The organism is Nonomuraea typhae, assembly GCF_009760925.1.
In the GTDB taxonomy this organism is placed as follows: Bacteria; Actinomycetota; Actinomycetes; order Streptosporangiales; family Streptosporangiaceae; genus Nonomuraea; species Nonomuraea typhae.
Genome location: NZ_VRLV01000010.1, coordinates 362204 through 379584, shown reverse-complemented (window position 1 = coordinate 379584; position 17381 = coordinate 362204). Strand labels below are relative to the sequence as shown.

The following is a 17381-nucleotide window of genomic DNA, read 5'->3' as shown; positions in this document are numbered from 1 at the left end:
GGCGCATCCAGGTGCCGAACAGGCGTTCCGTTAAGGACACTGCCCGTGCTTATCGTGTGGGTTGGGTGGGTGATATGCAGGGGGAAGTGGCGGCTAGGTAGAGGTTGTCGCCTTCGGCCCGGCTCAGAGCCAGGATGTAGCGGTCGGGTTGTGACTCGCCGCTGAGATTGGGGCTGCCTTCCCCGCCGAAGCCGGTGATTCGATGGCCTCGGGCTTGCCAATGGTCTCGGACCTGCTGGGAGATGCGCAGGTTCTCGTGTTTCGGGATGTCGCGGAGCCAATAGGCGCGATTGATGGTGATGGACCCCTCTGCAGCAGGGGAGGGGCATTCGTTGGCTTCCGTTCCGAAGGTAATGAGTTCGAGTCGCGGCATGGGGGTCAGGACTGTGGCGGTGTCGCGGATCAAGTGGTCGACACGAGCGAGAGCCTGGTCAGGGGTGAGCGTCTGATCGTTCACGGTGCATCCCGGAAGAGACAGGGTGAGGAGGACTATGAGTACGGCGCGAACCATGGCATTACCCCGATTCCAGGGCGATGTCGGGAAAGGCTTCCGGCATCAGGAGTTGGGGCCTTGTGTTGAGCGGAGCCGGTTGGATGAGGTCCTCGTACTGGCCGTTGATGATGTGGCCCATGTTGCGTAGTGACGGTGAGTCGGGGTCCCAGTAGCTGCTGTGGGCGGTTGTCCAGGTGGTTCGGCCGATGGGGATGTGTTGGGCGCCGAAGGCGGGGGTGCCTGGGTCGGTGCCGAATCTGCCCAAGGTTGTGACCGGGTCGCCGCCGGCTTCGCCTACCCAGACGTGTTTCGGGTTGAGGCCCAGGTCGCCGGCGTGGTTGACGCCTACGCCGGGGCTGCCGATGAGGATGAGGGTGTCGGCCAGTTTGCCCGGGCGGAGGGTGGCGGCGTGGCCGGTGGTGAGGGAGCCGTAGCTGTGGCCGATCAGGACGGCGCGAGCCGTACCCGAGGGTTGGTGGGAGGCGCGCAGGCCGTCGGTGAAGGATGCGAGGGCGGCGGCGCCGGTCTTGGCGGCGGTTTCGAAGGCTACGGAGCGGGCGGGGTGCCAGAGGCCGGGGTCGATCTGTGGGGCGTCGTAGCCCAGCCAGGTGATGGTGGCGATCGTCTGCTCGCCGCTGGTTTTGCTGGCTTGGAGCCATAGGGCGCGGGAGCGTTGGAGGTCGCCTTTCGCGGCGTCCAGGCCGGAGGTCAGACCTGAGACTGCGGTGACTGTCGTGTCGGCGGTGTCGGGGTTGCCCCAGGAGATGATGAGGCGGCCCTGGCCGGTCAGGTCGAAGGCCAGGAGGAGCGGGGCGGGGTAGCCGTCGTGGGGGCGGAGTTGCTCCTCTATGAGGGTCAGGCGGCGGAGCTGGTTGGCGATCTTCTCCCATTGGCCCATGTCGGCTGGGTGATGGGAAATCTCGTTCAGGGCGGTGGTCAGGCGGGTTTTCTCGGTGGCGAGCAGGTGGCGGTTGGCCTGGTCGCGGGTCTTCGAGGGGAGGCCGTTCAGGAGGCCCATGCGGGGGAGGTACGGCGGGGCGTCCAGGTCGTGCCACCAGGCGTTGATCCGGGCTGCCAGGGCTGGGTCTTGGGCGGTTTCCTGCAGGTTCAGCAGGGACTGCAGGGCGTTCTGGTCTCCGCCGGTCAGGCGGGACAGGAGGGGGGCGGTGGTGGTGTGCGCGGCGAAGAGCGTGTGTGCGGCCAGGGCTGCCGGGATCGGGGCGCCGGGGGCGGTTGATCGGATGCGGGACAGGCGGCGGCGGAGGTCCGTGGCTTGGGTGGCGGACCAGGTCGCCACGTCGGTCAGGCGGTGGGCGGGGGTGGGGGACAGGCCGTGAGCCGTCAGGGCGGTGGACACCTGGGTGGCCAGGGCGGGGAGGGCGTGGGCGGCCTCGTCGAGGGTGGTGATGAGGGCGGCCATGGCTTGCGGGTCTATGCCGTGGAAGGCGCCGGGTGCCAGGTGGGCCGGGGGGATGGCGGTGGAGAGGGCGGGGGGTGCGGTTGCGGTGGTGGCCAGGGCGCGGCAGGCGTCCGCCAGGGACGTTTGGAGGGCCCTGCGGTGGCGCTCGAGTGTGGCGGCGAACGCGGGGGCGCCGCCGCCTGTCCACGCGTGGGCGGCCATCAGGCGGGCGGCGCCGTCCAGCAGAGTGTGGTGGGCGACGGCCAGCGCGGTCACGCGGGCGAGGGTCTCCTGGGCTGCGCTGTGGTCGGGCATGATCCCGGTCAGCTTGGCAGCCCTGGGGGAGCCTTCTCAGGTGAATGTCAGGTCGTCCGCATTTGACCCCCCGTCAGCTCGTTACGGGCTGGCGGCGACCGAGGACTACGCCCAGGAGGACCATGACCAGGGCCAGGCCCAGGTGGAGCCAGTTGTCGGCCCTGTTGACGGGGACGAAGTTCAGGGCGCTGTCGTGGGTGATGAGCAGGCCGTATACCCCGAGCAGCAGGTAGATCACGCCGCCGCCGACGAGGAAGCCTCGAGCCCCTTGCCAGGTGCGGGCCAGGAGTATGCCGGCCAGGCCGAACGCCAGGTGTACGACGTTGTGCAGGATGGAGACCTCGAAGACGCCCAAGAGCATGGCGTCCGACTGGTGACCGGCGAACGTGATTCCGTCCAGGCCGGTGGTGATGCCGGGGATGAAGCCGAGCACCCCTACCAGCAGGAAGAGTACGCCGATGACCATGGACGAGAGCTGGATCGGGCTGCGGGAAAGGTCCATGACGCCTCCCACGGATAGACGATGGTGTGTCAGCTACCCGGGAGAGGTGAGTCCATGTTCAGCTGTCCCTGGCGTACATTTTCATGATTTTTCCGTTCTTGTTGGCCGCCAGGTATGCGCCGCCGTAGTCGTCGCTCAGGTAGACGAGGATGGCGGGCTGGGGTGTGCCGCTGAACGGCCAGGCCGGCTGGACGATGACGTACCGGGAGGTCGGCTTGTCGATGCCCAGGCTCTTCTCCGCGCGTTTGAACAACGCCGGAAGCGCCTCCCAGTTCAGGGAGCTGAGCTTGATGGCGCGGTCGGAGAAGGACATGGTGCTGCCCTTGCGCCTGCTGACCTGGCCGTCGCGGTAGTCGTAGGTGTCGTAGATCTTCTTGCCGGCGATCGGGGCGTTGGCCGAGGCGAACTGCTCGTGCACCGAGAAAGCCGTGAAGACCTTGCTGCCCGACTCCTTCTCCAAGGCCGCGATCACCTGGCGGATCCGGGCCGGGGTCAGCAGGGGGCTGGTGTCGGGGGTGGGCGCCTCGGAGATCTCCTCTGAAGGCTCTTCCTCCGACGAGGGCTCCGGCCTGGATCCGGTGGTGCCCCCGGCGACCGGGTCACGCGGTTCGCCGCCGGACGGCGCGGCGATCCACTGGGGCACCAGGAACGCGGCCGTGACCGCCACGGCGACGGCGGCCACGATCCCGGCCACGAGCGGGCCGGAGCGCCGGCGCCGGGTGGACTGGGTGGCCCAGCCGTGCACGTTCGGGCCGGTGGGCATGCTCTTCACGGGGGCGGCGCCGTACCCCGGGGGAGGGCCGCCGTATCCCGGAGGAGGGCCGCTGTAGGCCGGCGGCGCGGGCGTGTACGCCGGGGGCTGCGTGGTGTAGGCGGGGGGAGCACTCTGCGGCGGGTACGGTCCCGCCGCGCCGCTCCCACCCGGTCCGTACGGCCCCGCCGCACCGTCCCCACCCGGCGGGTACGGCCTGGCCATGGCGACGTCGGCCAGCATGGCGTCGAGCTGTTCCGCGTTGGGCCGGAGGGCCGGGTCGGGGATGAGGAGGGCGTTGAGGACCGGCGTCAGCGGCCCGGATCGGCGCGGCGGCGGGATGCGGCCGTCCAGGACGGCGCCGAGCGTGGCCAGCGGCGTGTCGCGGCGCATCGGGTGGACGCCCTCGACGGCGACGTACAGCAGCATGCCCAGCGACCACAGGTCGGAGGACGGGTTGCCCTCCTGGCCGCGCAGGCGTTCCGGCGCGATGTACTCGGGTGAGCCGACGAGTTCTCCGGTGGCGGTGAGCCCGGGCGAGTCGTACAGGGCGGCGATCCCGAAGTCGGTCAGGACGGGGCTGCCGTCGGCCCGCAGGAGGACGTTGGCCGGTTTGACGTCGCGGTGCAGGATCCCGGCGGCGTGCGCGGCGCGCAGGGCGGCGAGGATGCCGCGGCCGAGCTGGGCGCCTTCCGGCGGGGTGAGGAGTCCCTGGCTGACGCGGTCCTGGAGGGAGCGGCCGGGGACCAGCTCCATGACGATCCACGGATGGGGATATTCCGGGCTGTCCACGATGTGGTGGACGGTGACCACGTTCGGATGGTGGAGCCTGGCCAGCGCCCGCGCCTCCAGCAGGATGCGGTCGCGCATCATCTGCGCACGATCGGGGTCGTCGTCGGCCGGTCCGGGCGGGCGGACCTCTTTGAGCGCGACGTCACGGTGGAGCGCAAGGTCGCGGGCCCGCCACACCGTGCCCATGCCGCCGCTGCCGAGCCGCTCCAGCAGCTCGAAACGACCGTCGATCACCTTTTGTCCGGGGGTCACGCGCACAGCTTAGGGCTCGTCGCACCGGATGTGCTCGGCGAGTTCCGCCACGGTGGGATGGTCGAAGATCGCCCTCACCGGTACGGCGGAGCCGAGGGTACGGCGCAGCCGTGTCGACATGCGGCTGGCCAGCAGGGAATGCCCGCCGAGGTCGAAGAAGTCGTCATGCCGCCCGACCCGTTCCACCTCGAAGAGTTCGCCCCAGATCGCGGCGATGGCCGACTCCAGTTCCCCGACGGGCCCGGCGCCGGCCGCCAGTTCCGGGCGGGTGGCGACGGTGGCCAGCGCGGCCCGGTCCACCTTGCCGCTGGGGTTCAGCGGGAGGGCGTCGAGGACGGCCCACCGGTCGGGCATGAGGTAGTCGGGCAGCCGCTCGCGCAGGCGTTCGCGCAGGTCGGGGGCGGGCGCGTCCAGGACGACGCAGGCGGTCAGGATCTTGTGCTCGGCGCCGGTGCCCGACGCGATCACGGCCGCGTCGCGGACGCGGGGATCGGTGCGCAGGGCTTCCTCGATGTCGCCCGGCTCGATGCGGAAGCCGCGCCGCTTGATCTGCTGGTCGGCCCGGCCGAGGAACTCGATGGCGCCGCTGGGCAGCAGCCTGGCCAGGTCGCCGGTCGCGTACAGGCGTTCGCCGGTGCCGTACGGGTCGGGGATGAAGCGTTCCGCGGTCAGCGCGGGGTCGCCGTGGTAGCCGCGGGCCAGCCCGGCGCCCCCGGCGTACAGGTGGCCGGTGCCGGTCGGCTGCAGGTCGTCGTCGAGGATGCGGATCCAGGTGTCGTCGATGGGGCGGCCGATGGGGATGCCCTCGCCCCAGCGGAGGGCGACGTGGTGGCTGGTGGTGAACGTGGTCACCTCGGTGGGCCCGTAGGCGTTGATCAGGCGGGTCGCGGGCAGGGCGCGCACGAACGCGCGGGCGTGGGTGGGCGAGAGCACGTCGCCGCCGACCAGCACCTGGCGCAGCCCGGCCAGGTCCGGCAGGCACTCGTCGACCAGCAGGTGGAACAGCCCGGTGGTGAAGAAGGCGGTGGTCACCCGCTCCGTGCGCAGCAGCGCGCCCAGGTCGGCGGCCGACTGCGGGCCCGCCGGGGCCACGACGAGGCGGGCGCCGCCGGCCAGCGCGCCCCAGATCTCGAACGTGGCCGCGTCGAAGGAGACCGGCGAGGCGTGCAGCACGGTCTCCTCCTCGGTCAGCCTGACGTAGGAGGGGTCGCGGACCAGCCGGGTGATTCCGGCGTGCCGTACGGAAACGCCCCTGGGCACGCCGGTGGATCCGGAGGTGACCATCGTGTAGGCGAGGTTCTCGGGATGGACGGCGGGCAGCGGGCCCGGCGCGACCGGGCCGTCGGCGTCCAGCGTCAGCACGCGGGTCCCCGGCGGCAGCCGGTCGGCCAGCTCGGACGTGGTGATCACGATCGAGGTGGCCGCCGGCATGAACGCCGGCCGGTCGGGAGGGTAGGCGGGGTCGAGGGGGACGTAGGCGCCCCCGGCGTGGAGCACGCCCAGGGCGGTGAGCACGAACTCCGGCGAGCGGTCGAGGAACACCCCGACCGCGGTCTCCGGCCCGACGCCGCGGGCGACCAGTTGCCTGGCCAGCCGCTGGGCGCGTGTGTGAAGCGCTCCGTACGTGAGGGCCGTGCCTTGGTGGACGATCGCGACCCGGCCGGGCGCGGACCGCGCGCGGGCGGCGACCAGCTCGTGAACGGGTGTGTACATGTCAGTTCTCCATGAGGTCGGTGATGAGGTGGTCGAACCGGATGCCGCCCGGCCGGGCTCGTCCCCGGCCGGCTCTCACGGGACCCGGAGCCGAACCCGGGAAGGGAGGGGCGCCCGAACCGGAGCAGGCCCATCTCAGTCGCCCATGGCCAGGCGCAGGCTGCGCGGACGCTGGTCGGTCCAGACCTCGCGGATGTGCTCCAGGCACTCCTCCTTGCGGCCGCGCACGCCGACTGCGTGCCAGCCGTCGGGGATGCGGCGGCCTTCCGGCCAGATGGAGTACTGCTCCTCGTCGTTGCGGACGACTTCGTAGTGGCGGTCGTCGTCGAACATGTCCTCGCTCCTCGTCATGGGATACGGCGCCGCGAAGCCGGGCACGACCGGCCAGGAGCCAGGCCCAGCAGAACCGTGGTTTCGGTCAGCCCGTATGCAGGGATTAGTGGAACGTTCCATATCCATCGGACCAGTGCCGCCGGCCCGGGGAAAGGGCGGCTCGGCCGGCCGCCCGGCCTCGAACGTCAGCATGGATCGGTCTCTCCTCTGCCGATTGCATGACTCCCCCTAGTTCGCCGGAAAAGGCTCGACGGACGTCAATCCGGAGCAACAGTTGTTCAGGCTGGCGAATCCCACCAAACCATCGGAGAGGTGTCGTGTCCGCGTCGAAATACGCGTTCGAGGAGGTCAGCCGCCTGCGGCGTCCCACGCCAGGGCCACACCGGTGGCGACCTTGAGCAGGGGGTCGATGAGCCGCGGCAGTTCACGAGCCCGGCGCGAGCTCAGCACGATGCCGACCGCGGCGATGGCCCGGCCGTCCACGAGGATGGGCGCGGCGGCCGAGCACGAGCCCAGCGTCATCTCCTCGTACGTCAGCGCGTACCCCTGGGCACGCACCGTGGCCAGCTCGCGGGCCAGGCGGCCGGGTTCGGTGATCGTGTGGCTGGTCGGGCGTTCGAGCTTGCGGGAGAGGTAGGCGTCGACGAACCAGCCCGGCTCGTGGGCCAGCAGCGCCTTGCCGACGCCGGTCGGGTGCATGGGCAGGCGGCTGCCGACCCGGCTGATGATGGGCACGGCCCGCCTGCCGTACACCTTGTCGACGTAGAGGACCTCCAGGCCGTCGCGGACGGCCAGGTGCACGTTCTCGCCCGTGGCCGCGAACAGGTCCTGCAGCCAGGGGCGGGCGACGTCCTGCAGTTTGCCCGGCGCGAGCTGGCCGAGCTCCCACAGGCGCAGGCCGATGCGCAGCCGTCCGTCCGGGCCGCGCCCGAGCGCCTGCCAGGCCAGCAACTCGCCGACGAGCCGGTGGGCGGTGCTGAGCGCCAGCCCGCTGCGCTTGGCCACCTCGGTGAGCGTGAGCTGCGGGTGGTCGGCGTCGAAGGCCGCCAGGATGGCCAGCACCTTCGACGTGACGGTGGCTCCCATCGGGCAATTGTGTCGGGATTTTCCGCCCAGCGGAAGACATCTCTGGGGATTGCCGGTCAGCCGGAAGGATGCTCTCCCCATGCGAACCCAGGTCGGGATCATCGGCGCCGGGCCCGCCGGGCTGCTGCTCTCCCATCTGCTGCACCTGCGCGGGATCTCCTCGGTGGTGCTCGAACGGCGCAGCCGCGCCCACGTCGAACAGCGGGTCAGAGCCGGCGTGCTCGAACAGGGCACGGTCGACACGCTCGTCGCCGCCGGCGTGGGCGAGCGGCTGCTGCGCGAGGGCCTGCCGCACAGCGGCATCGAGCTCAGGTACGGCGGCGCCGCCCACCGCATCGCCTTCGACAAGCTCGTCCCCGACCGGAGGATCACCGTCTACGGGCAGCAGGAGGTGGTCAAGGACCTCATCGCCGCCCGGCTGGCCGCGGGCGGCGACCTGCGCTTCGAGGTGCCCGACGTGGCCGTGCACGGGCTCGGTGCCGAGCCGCACGTGAGCTTCGGCGGCGAGCGGCTGGACTGCGAGGTCATCGCCGGGTGCGACGGCTTCCACGGCGTCTCCCGGCCCTCGATCCCGGAGGGCGTGCTGACCGTTTACGAACGCGACTACCCCTTCGCCTGGCTGGGCGTGCTGGCCCGGGTGCCGCCGTCGGCCGGGGAACTGATCTACGCGCGCAACGAGCGCGGCTTCGCCCTGCACAGCATGCGCTCCCCGGCGCTCAGCCGCTTCTACCTCCAGGTGCCGCCGGACGCCGACGCCGGCGACTGGCCCGACGAACGCGTCTGGGCCGAGCTGAAGGCCCGGCTGGAGACCGTGCCCGGGTTCACGCTGGCGACGGGCGAGATCGTCGAGAAGGGGGTCGCGCCCATGCGCTCCTTCGTCGCCGAGCCCATGCAGTACGGCCGGCTGTACCTGGCCGGGGACGCCGCCCACATCGTGCCGCCCACCGGCGCCAAAGGGCTCAACCTGGCCGTGGCCGACGTGCGGGTGCTGACCGAGGCGCTGGCCGCCTTCTTCGCCACCGGCTCGGCCCGGCTGCTCGACGGGTACTCGGCGGCGCGCCTGCCCCGGGTCTGGCGGGCCCAGCACTTCTCCTGGTGGATGACGAGCCTGCTGCACACCTTCGACGACGACGACGCCTACGCGCGGCGGCTGCAGCTGTCCCACCTCGACTACGTGACCTCCTCGGAGGCGGCGGCCGCCACGCTGGCGGAGAACTATGTGGGGATGCCGTGGTGAACAAGGTGGTGGACGGCGCGGGCGCCGCGGTCGAGGGCATCGGCGACGGCGCCTCCCTGGCCGTGGGCGGGTTCGGGCTGGCGGGGATTCCGGGCGTGCTGATCAAGGCGGTGCTGGAGCGGGGGTGCAAGGGGCTGCACGTGGTCTCCAACAACTGCGGGACCGACGGGCGGGGGCTGGGGGAGTTGCTGGCCGCGGGGCGGATCGGGCGGGTGACCGCCTCCTACGTGGGGGAGAACAAGGAGTTCGCCCGGCAGTATCTCGCGGGGGAACTGGAGGTGGAGCTCATCCCGCAGGGCACGCTGGCCGAGCGGCTGCGGGCGGGCGGCTGCGGGATCCCGGCCTTCTACACCTCCGCCGGGGTCGGGACGCTCGTGGAGGAGGGCGGGCTGCCGTGGCGGTACGGGCGCGACGGGTCGGTGCTGGTGGCCTCGCCGCCTCGGGAGGTGCGGGAGTTCGACGGCCGGCCGTACGTGCTGGAGCGTTCGATCGTCACGGATTTCGCGCTCGTGCGGGCGCTGAAGGCTGATGTTCACGGGAATCTCGTCTTCTCCAAGGCGGCGCGGAACTTCAACCCGCTGGCCGCCATGGCGGGACGCGTCACGATCGCGGAGGTCGAGGAGGTGGGCGAGCTGGATCCGGCGCAGGTGCACCTGCCGGGAGTGTTCGTGCAGCGGGTGCTCGTGGTGGGACGGACGGAGAAGCCGATCGAGAAGGTGACGGTGCGCCGCCCATGACCTGGACCCGGCACGAGATGGCCGCACGGGCCGCCCGCGAGCTGCCCGACGGCTCCTACGTCAACCTCGGCATCGGCCTGCCCACGCTGATCCCCGACCACCTGGACGGCCGGACCGTGATGATCCACTCCGAGAACGGCATCCTCGGGGTCGGCCCCTACCCGGTGCCCGGCGACGTGGACCCCGACCTCATCAACGCCGGCAAGGAGACGGTCACCGTCATCCCCGGCGCCTCCTACTTCGACTCCGCCCTGTCGTTCGGCATGATCCGCGGCGGGCACATCGACGTGGCCGTGCTCGGCGCCATGCAGGTCTCGGCCCGCGGCGACCTGGCCAACTGGGCCATCCCCGGCAAGGTGATCAAGGGGATGGGCGGGGCCATGGACCTCGTGCACGGCGCCCGCCGGGTGGTGGTGCTGATGGAGCACACGGCCAAGGACGGAACCGCCAAGGTCCTGCCCGAGTGCACGCTGCCGCTGACGGGACGCGGCTGCGTGGACCGGATCATCACCGACCTGGCCGTGCTCGACGTCACCCCCGGCGGCCTGCGCCTGGTGGAGACCGCCCCGGGCGTGTCACCCGAGGACGTGGCCGGTCGTACGGCGGCGCCCCTGCTCAGCTGAACAGGCCGTGGCAGTGGTGGGCCAGGAAGGAGGTCACGCCCGGCACCGTCACCAGCGCGGCCGGGCCGGACAGCAGGCCGGCCACCGCCAGCAGGCCGGACAGGCGCTCGCGCCGCTCCAGCGGCGCCTCCGGGTGCAGCATGCGGCGCACCCGGGCCAGCGCCGTCTCCCCGCCCGCGCCCAGCGCGAACGCGGGCACCCGGCCGGTCGCCAGGCTCACCAGCGCGGTGGCGATGTGGATGCGCTGGTGGCGGCGCGCGGCCACGTCGTCGGCCAGCAGCTCCACCAGCCGGGCGAGCTCCGCCCGCGAGCGCTCGAACAACGGCACCCGGGGGAAGGCCCGCACCAGGATCTCCGCCCCGCTCAGCACCAGGTGGTGACGGCCGCGCAGGTGCGCGTGCTCGTGGGCCAGGACGGCGGCCACCTGCTCGGGGCTCAGCGACTCCAGCGCGCCGGTGGTGATCACGGTCTGCGCGTGCCGCCCGGGCAGGCAGTAGGCGGCCCGCTCGCCGTACTCGATCACGACCGCGCCGAGGTCGCCGTCGCGGCGGCCGAGCAGCGACAGCATCTCGGCGTGCCGGCGGCGCTCACGGCGGGTGCGGACCAGGACGTCGGCGACGGACCAGCCGAGCCGCGCGGCGATGAGCGCCGCGATGACCAGACCGGCGCGCACCCCGTTCAGCGACAGGTCGGGCAGCTCCGTGCACGCCTGGAAGAAGCGGGCCAGGCCGTGGCCGATCAGGTCGGTGGGCACCGCCAGCGAGATCGCCGCCAGCAGCGCCGCCGCCACCGCGGAGAACCCCGCGGCCTGCCACATCCCGATGGCCAGCCGGGGCGCCCTGGACGTCCACGACGCCCGGCCGAGCACGCGCGGCAGCACGACGGCCGCCATGACCGCGTAGAGAGCGAGAGCCGCGGGGACGATCACTGCTTGCGGCCCCCGGGCGGGAACACCTGCAGGGCCGCCTCCAGCGCGCTGGCCTCCTCCGGCGACAGCCGCTCCAGGAAGTGCACGAGCGTCGCCGCCTGGTTGCCGCTGGCGGCCAGGGAGTCGCGCATGAGCTCGGCGGTGTACGCCTCCTTGGAGGCGACCGGCTCGTAGACGTAGGCCCGGCCGACCGGCTTGCGCTTGAGCAGGCCCTTGGTGTGGAGCTTGTCCATCACCGTCATCACCGTGGTGTAGGCGATCTCCCTGTCCTTGCGAAGATCCTCGAGCACGTCACGCACGGACGCGGGCTTGTGGTACGACCACATCCTGTCCATGATCGTGGACTCGAGTTCTCCCAGCCCGCGCTTCATGCGCACATGCTACCGACTTCAATGGGGGACGACCCCGGCCGCCAGGACCCTGCGGTAGGCGGCCAGGCGGTCGCCCACGCTGTCCAGGCAGCAGCTCGAGCACTTCACCTTCTCGGCCGAGGTGTAGAACAGACAACACGTGCGGCGCAGGTAGAACAGGCCCTCCCGGTCGCCTTCGCGCAGCCGTACCACCTCCCCGAGCGGGTCCAGCACCGGGGCGGCGGCCAGGAAGCGCAGGTAGGCGGCGTGCAGGGTGTCCACGTCGGCGCCCAGGCGGCTGGCGATGCAGAAGGCGGCCGCGCACCCGTGGGCCACGCCGCCGTTGAGCTGGCGCAGCCCCGCCTTGGTGCGCACGCGCATCGCCTGGGCCAGGGGCAGCAGGTGCTCGTCCAGCGTCCAGGCGACGAGCGTCTCCAGGGAGCCGGGGCGCACGGCGGCCTCGCGCACCGCCACCGACTCGAAGCCGTGGTGCGGTGACAGCCGGATCGCCACGTTGCCCGGCCGCATGTCCACCAGCACGTCCTCCAGCGCCCAGGCCAGCAGCGCGGAGGCGGTCACGGTGCCGGCGTAGACCGCCATGACGGTCAGCGCGGTCGCGTGCGCCGAGACCTGGCCGCTGGCCGTGCGCTCGGCCTCCAGCACCCGGCCCAGTTCGGCCGAGCCGGGATCGAGGAGGCGGTCGCAGGCCAGCCAGCCGTCGCCGGACGGCCCGGTCTCCAGCCGGTAGCGGTCGCCGAAGGAGGCCAGGCGGGCGAAGACATCGGTCACGTGAGAAGCTCCCGGGTGTAGGGGTGGGTCGGTGCGGCGGCCAGGCCGGCCGCGGGGCCGTGCTCGACGATCTCTCCGGAGCGCAGCACCACGATCGTGTCGCACGACTGGACGGCCTCGCCCAGGTCGTGGGTGACGAACACGACCGCGAGGCCGCGTTCGGTCGCCAGGGCGCGCAGGGTCGAGGCGATCCCGGCTCTGGTCGAGACGTCCAGCATCGAGGTGGCCTCGTCGGCGATGAGCAGGACCGGCTCGTTGACCAGGGCGCGGGCGATGGAGACCCGCTGGCGCTGGCCGCCGGAGAGCTGGCCGGGGAAGCGCCGCAGGAAGTCCCGGTCGCACGGCAGCCCGGCGGCCTCCAGCGCCGCCAGCACCCGGGCCTCCCGATCGCCGCCCGCACGGCCGAGCGGCTCCGGCCGTCCGCGGCTGAGCCGTTCCGGCCGTCCGCGGCTGAGCCGTTCCGGCCGTCCGCGGCCGAGCACCAAGGGCTCGGCCACCAGGGCGCCCACGCGCATGCCCGGGTGCAGCGAGTCGTAGGGATCCTGGTGGACGAAGCCGACGCGCCGCTGCACCTGCCGCAGTGCTCTGCCGCGGCGGCCGGTCAGCTCCTCCCCGGCGACCTCGACCCGCCCGGCCGTGGGCCTGATCAGGCCGAGCACGATCCTGGCCAGCGTGGACTTGCCCGATCCGCTCTCCCCGACGAGTCCGACGATCTCCCCGGCCCGCACCGTCAGGTCCACGCCCTTGAGCGCCTCGACGCCGCGCCCGCGGTAGACGTGGCGGACCCCGGTGAGGGCGGCGACAGCCGTACCGGAGGAGGGGGCGGTGCGCGGCACCACGGGATAGACCGGTTCGCCGGGGTGGTGGCAGGCGAGGTCGTCGACGAGCGGCGGGTCCTCGGTGTGGCAGACGTCGCGCACGAGCGGGCAGCGCGGCGCGAACCGGCAGCCGCCGGGGGCCTGGCCGAGCGCGGGCGCCGCGCCGGGGACGCTGCCCCAGGGGATCGCGCGGTCGGTGGCGGGGGTGGCGGTGAGCAGGCCGAGCGTGTACGGGTGGCGGGCCGGCGCCCCCTTGGCGCGCACCTCGGCCAGCCGGCCCGCGTACATGACCGCGACCCGGTCGGCGTGCGGCGCCAGCGCGGCGAGGTCGTGCGAGACGATGAGCATGCCGATGCCCAGCGAGGTCAGCAGGGTGAGCACCTGGCGCTGGATGATCGCGTCCAGCCCGGTGGTGGGCTCGTCGGCGACGAGCAGGGCGGGCTCGCCGGCCAGGGCCAGCGCGATGGCCACCCGCTGCCGCTGCCCGCCGGACAGCTCGTGCGGGTAGCAGGTCAGGTGCTCGGCGCCGAGCCCCACGCGCTCCAGCAGTTCGCCGGGCCGGGCTCGGCCGCCGTGCAGCGTCAGCATCTCCGTCAGCTGCCCGCCGACCTTGTGGACCGGGCTGAGCCCGCTCATCGCCCCCTGCGGCACGATCGCGACCTTGCGCCCGCGCACGCCGGTCCAGTCGGTACGGCGGGCCAGGTCGTCGTCGCCGAGCAGGGCGGAGCCGGTCACCTCGGCGCCCGCGGGCAGCAGCCCGAGCAGTGCCTTGGCCAGCGAGGTCTTGCCGCAGCCGCTTTCGCCGACGAGCGCGACGACCTCGCCGTCGCCGACTTCCAGGCTGACCCGGTCCACGGCGGCCAGCCCGTGGTAGCGGACCGACATCTCGGTGATCGAGAGCATCAGGCGGGCACCTCCTTCAGCGCCGGGTTGAGCCGTTCCTCGACGGCGGTGCCGATCAGCGCCAGCGACAGCACCGTCAGCGTGATCGCCAGGCCGGGCGGCAACGCCCACCAGAGCCACGCCTCCGACAGGAAGACCCCGTTGACCTGCACCCAGTACAAGGTGGTTCCCCAGCTCGGCGTGGTCGGGTCGCCGAGGCCGAGGAAGGAGAGGGTGGCGTCGTAGAGGACGGCGCGCATGGCGGCCCGGACGAACACCGGGATGAGCAGCGGCCCGATCAGGTAGGAGCCGTGCCGCAGCAGCAGCCACCAGCGGGGGGCGCCCATGGCCCGGGCGACCTCCAGGTGGCCGCGCGACCACGCGGTCAGCACGCCGGCGCGCAGCACGCGGGCGGGCACCGGCCACATGAGCACGGCCAGGATCGCCACCTTGATGCCGAACGACTGCCCGAGGAAGGCGGCGGCCAGGATGAACAGGATCAGCTCCGGCAGGATGAGCATGACGTCGATCGAGCGCATGATCAGCCTGGACAGCCACCTGGGCCCGATCCCGGCCGCCCCGCCGATGACCGCGGCCAGCACGGTGACGATCGCGGCCACGATGAACCCGACGCCGAGCGAGCCCGCCGCGCCGATGAGCAACTGGTCGAGCAGGCTGCGCCCGAGGTCGTCCGCGCCGAGCGGCAGCCCCGGCCCCGGCGGCGCGTACGGCTGGCCGATGCGTTCCCTGCCCGCCGAGTCCGGCAGGAGGAGCCCGTAGCCGGCGGCGGCGGCGACGCAGGCCAGCAGGACGGCGCCGGCCGTCCCCTGCCTGCCGAGCGCCCTCATTGCCGGGCCCGCGGGTCGAGCAGCGGATAGGTGGCGTCGGCGATCGCGTTCATGACCACGACCATGAGCGTCAGCACGAGGAACGCCCCCTGCATCAGGGGGTAGTCGCGGGCGGTGATCGCCCCGAACGTCAGCCGCCCGAGCCCCGGGTAGGCGAAGACCGTCTCGATGACGATCGCCCCGGCGGCCAGGAAGCCGATCTCCATGAGCACGATCGTGTGCACGGGCAGCAGGGCCGGGCGCAGCGCGTGCCGGCGGACGAGCTGCCCGTACGGCACGCCGCGGGCGTGGGCGTGCTGGACGGGCTCGCTGGTGAGCACGGCCAGCATGGACGAGCGGGTGTAGAGGAAGAAGTACCCGAGCCCGGTCACGACCAGCGTGGTGACGGGCAGCACGAGGTGGGCCGGGCTGCCGGCGCCGTAGGTCGGCAGGACGCCGAGCTGGACCCCGAACAGCACGATGAGCAGCATGCCGAGCCAGAAGGCGGGCAGCGAGTCGAGGACGATGGCGGTGCCGAGCAGGCCGCCACCGCCGCCCCTGCGCCGGCGCAGCGCGCCGAGCACGCCGAGGGCGACGCCGAGCAGGGTGGTGATGACGATGGCGGTGCCGACGAGCAGCAGCGTCCAGGGCAGCGCGCCGCCGATGGCCTCGGTGACCGGGCGGCCGTCGGACAGCGAGGTGCCGAGGTCGAGGGTGAGGATGCCGGTGAGGTAGTCGAGGAACTGCTCGGGCAGGGGACGGCCGAAGCCGTACTGCTGGGCGATCTGGAGCCGTTCGGCCTCGGTCAGCCTGGACAGCGCCTCGGGGCTGCCGAAGAGCTTCATCGGCCCGCCCGGCAGCGCCCGGGGCAGCAGGAAGTTGATCAACAGCGCGACGGCCACGACCGCGCCGTACTCGAGGAGCCGTTTCATGGCAGGAACGAGCCGCTGTGCAGGATGCCGAGGCCGTTCTGCCACTTCCAGCCGGAGTAGGCGTCCTTGCGGTAGGCGTAGGCGCCGCCCCGGTAGTACAGGGTGAGGAAGGGCAACTGCTCGGCGACCTGCTGCTGGAGCTTGGCCGCGGCGGCGGTGCGCGCCTGCGGCGTGGTGGTGGCCCTGAGCTCGTCGATGGTCTGGTCCACGGCGGCGTTCTCGAAGCCGCCGATGTTGAGGGTGCCGTCCTCGGGGTCGCCGTCGAACAACGAGACGATCTGGCTGCTCGTCTGCATGATCGGGGCCGACCAGCCCCACATGGTCAGGTCGTAGTTGCGGCCCTTCTTGACGTCGTAGTCGGGCCAGACCTTGGTGTCGAGCGAGTCGGGGTCGAGTGCGGTGACCTTGATCTCGACGCCGGCCGTCTTGAGCATGTCGCGGATGAGCTCGGCGCTGCGCAGCCGGTCGGTGGAGGTGCTCTGGACGAGGAGTTCGTAGCTCATCGGCTTGCCGTCCAGCACCCTGACGCCGCCGGACCCCGGCTTGGCGCCGAGCGCGTCGAGCTGCCGGGCGGCCGCGGCGGCGTCGAACAGCGGCGGCATCGGGACGCCCTTGACCGGGGACTCGGGGTGCACGAAGCCCGGGTTGCCGGGCGTGCCCTGGCCGAGCAGGGCGGTCTTGACCAGGTCCTGGACGTCGATGGCCATGGACAGGGCCCGCCGTACCTCCGCCCGGTCGAAGGGCGGCCTGGTGGTGTTGAACTGCAGCAGGGTAGAGGCGAACTCGGTGCCTTCCACGATGCCGATGCCCGGCTGGTTCTGCAGGGCGGCGCGCTGCTGCGGCGGCACGTTCCTGACCGACATGGAGACCTCGCCGGTGCGCAGGGCGGCGAACTGGGTGGTCTCCTGCGGGATGACGCTGACCTTGACGGTCTCGACCTTGGGCGTGCCGCCGAAGTAGCCGGGGTTGGCGGTCAGCGTGTAGCCGCGTTCCTTGTCGTAGGCGGTGAGCTTGAACGGGCCGGTGCCGATCGCCTTGTCGGTGCCGGCCTCGTTGACCTTGGTCACCGACTCCCACAGGTGCTTGGGCAGCATGGCCATGTCCGCGAGGATGCGCAGCGGGAACTCGGGGTCGGGGGCCTTGAGCGTCATCGTCACCGTGCCGCCCTCGGCGCCGACCTTCTCGATCGGGCGCACGTCGATGGCCGAGTCGCCGGACATGTTCTTGCGGTAGAACTCCACGCTGAACACCACGTCGTCGGCGGTGAACGGCTTGCCGTCCTGCCAGGTGACGCCGGTGCGCAGGGGGAGTCTGAAGACCTTGTTGTCGGTGGTCTCGATCGCGGTGGCCAGCGACGGCGCGACTCCGTCGCCCTTCTGCACGAGGAGGGTGTCGAAGATGAGCTTGACCAGGTTGTCGCCCGGATAGCCGCTCTCGTTGGTGAACGGGGTCAGGGTCCCCTCGTCGGAGGAGATCGCGATGGTGACGGTTCTGGCTTGCTGGGTCACGGGCTGCTGCTGTCCGCTCTGCCCGCAGGCTGCCAGGGCCACGAGCAGGGGGAAGACGAGAACGGCACGGTACTTCACGGAACCTCCGGGGGGTATGCGAGGTCGTGGGAGCAC

General features: G+C 72.1%; 17 protein-coding genes. 3 read left to right on the top strand and 14 right to left on the bottom strand.

What is annotated here, in order from left to right:
• Positions 1-49 precede the first annotated feature (49 nt).
• The 7 genes from FVE25_RS34780 to FVE25_RS34750 all read right to left on the bottom strand — a co-directional run bounded on the left by FVE25_RS34780 (position 50) and on the right by FVE25_RS34750 (position 7636).
• Positions 50-457 carry a hypothetical protein gene (locus FVE25_RS34780; RefSeq protein ID WP_157251385.1) on the bottom strand — a complete coding sequence of 136 codons (408 nt, stop codon included), beginning with the start codon at positions 455-457 and terminating at the stop codon, positions 50-52.
• Between the two features lie 58 nt (positions 458-515).
• On the bottom strand, positions 516-2207 hold the full coding sequence (locus FVE25_RS56505; RefSeq protein ID WP_157251384.1) for an alpha/beta hydrolase: 1692 nt from the start codon (positions 2205-2207) through the stop codon (positions 516-518).
• A 73-nt stretch (positions 2208-2280) separates the two neighbouring features.
• Positions 2281-2709, bottom strand: a complete 429-nt coding sequence (locus tag FVE25_RS34770) for a DUF4383 domain-containing protein (RefSeq protein ID WP_157251383.1) — start codon at positions 2707-2709, stop codon at positions 2281-2283.
• Positions 2710-2767: 58 nt separating this feature from the next.
• Positions 2768-4504, bottom strand: coding sequence for a serine/threonine-protein kinase (locus tag FVE25_RS34765; protein WP_246267852.1), 1737 nt, complete (start codon positions 4502-4504; stop codon positions 2768-2770).
• 9 nt (positions 4505-4513) lie between these two features.
• On the bottom strand, positions 4514-6217 hold the full coding sequence (locus tag FVE25_RS34760; protein ID WP_157251382.1) for a non-ribosomal peptide synthetase: 1704 nt from the start codon (positions 6215-6217) through the stop codon (positions 4514-4516).
• Positions 6218-6352: 135 nt separating this feature from the next.
• Positions 6353-6550 (bottom strand): MbtH family protein, encoded by a 198-nt coding sequence (locus FVE25_RS34755; RefSeq protein ID WP_157251381.1) that lies wholly within the window; start codon positions 6548-6550, stop codon positions 6353-6355.
• A 348-nt stretch (positions 6551-6898) separates the two neighbouring features.
• A complete protein-coding gene (locus FVE25_RS34750) occupies positions 6899-7636 on the bottom strand; it encodes an IclR family transcriptional regulator (RefSeq protein ID WP_157251380.1) in 738 nt (245 codons plus the stop codon).
• Positions 7637-7715: 79 nt separating this feature from the next.
• Between FVE25_RS34750 and FVE25_RS34745 the strand changes: the two genes are divergently transcribed.
• From FVE25_RS34745 to FVE25_RS34735, 3 genes are read left to right on the top strand one after another with little or no spacing between them, the layout of a single operon-like run.
• Complete coding sequence (locus FVE25_RS34745) at positions 7716-8873, top strand: 4-hydroxybenzoate 3-monooxygenase (RefSeq protein WP_157251379.1); 1158 nt, start codon at positions 7716-7718, stop codon at positions 8871-8873.
• Positions 8870-9610 carry a CoA transferase subunit A gene (locus tag FVE25_RS34740; protein WP_157251378.1) on the top strand — a complete coding sequence of 247 codons (741 nt, stop codon included), beginning with the start codon at positions 8870-8872 and terminating at the stop codon, positions 9608-9610. Before FVE25_RS34745 ends, FVE25_RS34740 begins: the two co-directional genes overlap by 4 nt.
• Complete coding sequence (locus FVE25_RS34735) at positions 9607-10233, top strand: CoA transferase subunit B (RefSeq protein ID WP_157251377.1); 627 nt, start codon at positions 9607-9609, stop codon at positions 10231-10233. Before FVE25_RS34740 ends, FVE25_RS34735 begins: the two co-directional genes overlap by 4 nt.
• Here FVE25_RS34735 and FVE25_RS34730 read toward each other — a convergent pair.
• The 7 genes from FVE25_RS34730 to FVE25_RS34700 are packed head-to-tail and all read right to left on the bottom strand — an operon-like array spanning position 10226 to position 17345.
• The gene (locus FVE25_RS34730; protein WP_157251376.1) at positions 10226-11161 is read right to left on the bottom strand and encodes a M56 family metallopeptidase; all 936 of its coding nucleotides are present in this window, start codon (positions 11159-11161) and stop codon (positions 10226-10228) included. The two genes, FVE25_RS34735 and FVE25_RS34730, sit on opposite strands and share 8 nt — an antisense overlap.
• Positions 11158-11532: a BlaI/MecI/CopY family transcriptional regulator gene (locus FVE25_RS34725; RefSeq protein WP_157251375.1), complete on the bottom strand. Its 375-nt coding sequence runs from the start codon at positions 11530-11532 to the stop codon at positions 11158-11160. The genes FVE25_RS34730 and FVE25_RS34725 overlap by 4 nt, the downstream gene beginning before the upstream one ends.
• A gap of 18 nt (positions 11533-11550) precedes the next feature.
• Entirely contained in the window at positions 11551-12300 is a 750-nt protein-coding gene (locus FVE25_RS34720; protein ID WP_157251374.1) for a (2Fe-2S)-binding protein, read from the bottom strand.
• Entirely contained in the window at positions 12297-14021 is a 1725-nt protein-coding gene (locus FVE25_RS34715) for an ABC transporter ATP-binding protein (RefSeq protein WP_157251373.1), read from the bottom strand. The genes FVE25_RS34720 and FVE25_RS34715 overlap by 4 nt, the downstream gene beginning before the upstream one ends.
• A complete protein-coding gene (locus FVE25_RS34710) occupies positions 14021-14848 on the bottom strand; it encodes an ABC transporter permease (protein WP_157251372.1) in 828 nt (275 codons plus the stop codon). Before FVE25_RS34710 ends, FVE25_RS34715 begins: the two co-directional genes overlap by 1 nt.
• Complete coding sequence (locus FVE25_RS34705) at positions 14845-15759, bottom strand: ABC transporter permease (RefSeq protein ID WP_157251371.1); 915 nt, start codon at positions 15757-15759, stop codon at positions 14845-14847. Before FVE25_RS34705 ends, FVE25_RS34710 begins: the two co-directional genes overlap by 4 nt.
• Entirely contained in the window at positions 15756-17345 is a 1590-nt protein-coding gene (locus FVE25_RS34700; protein WP_157251370.1) for an ABC transporter substrate-binding protein, read from the bottom strand. The genes FVE25_RS34705 and FVE25_RS34700 overlap by 4 nt, the downstream gene beginning before the upstream one ends.
• Between the last annotated feature and the right edge of the window lie 36 nt (positions 17346-17381).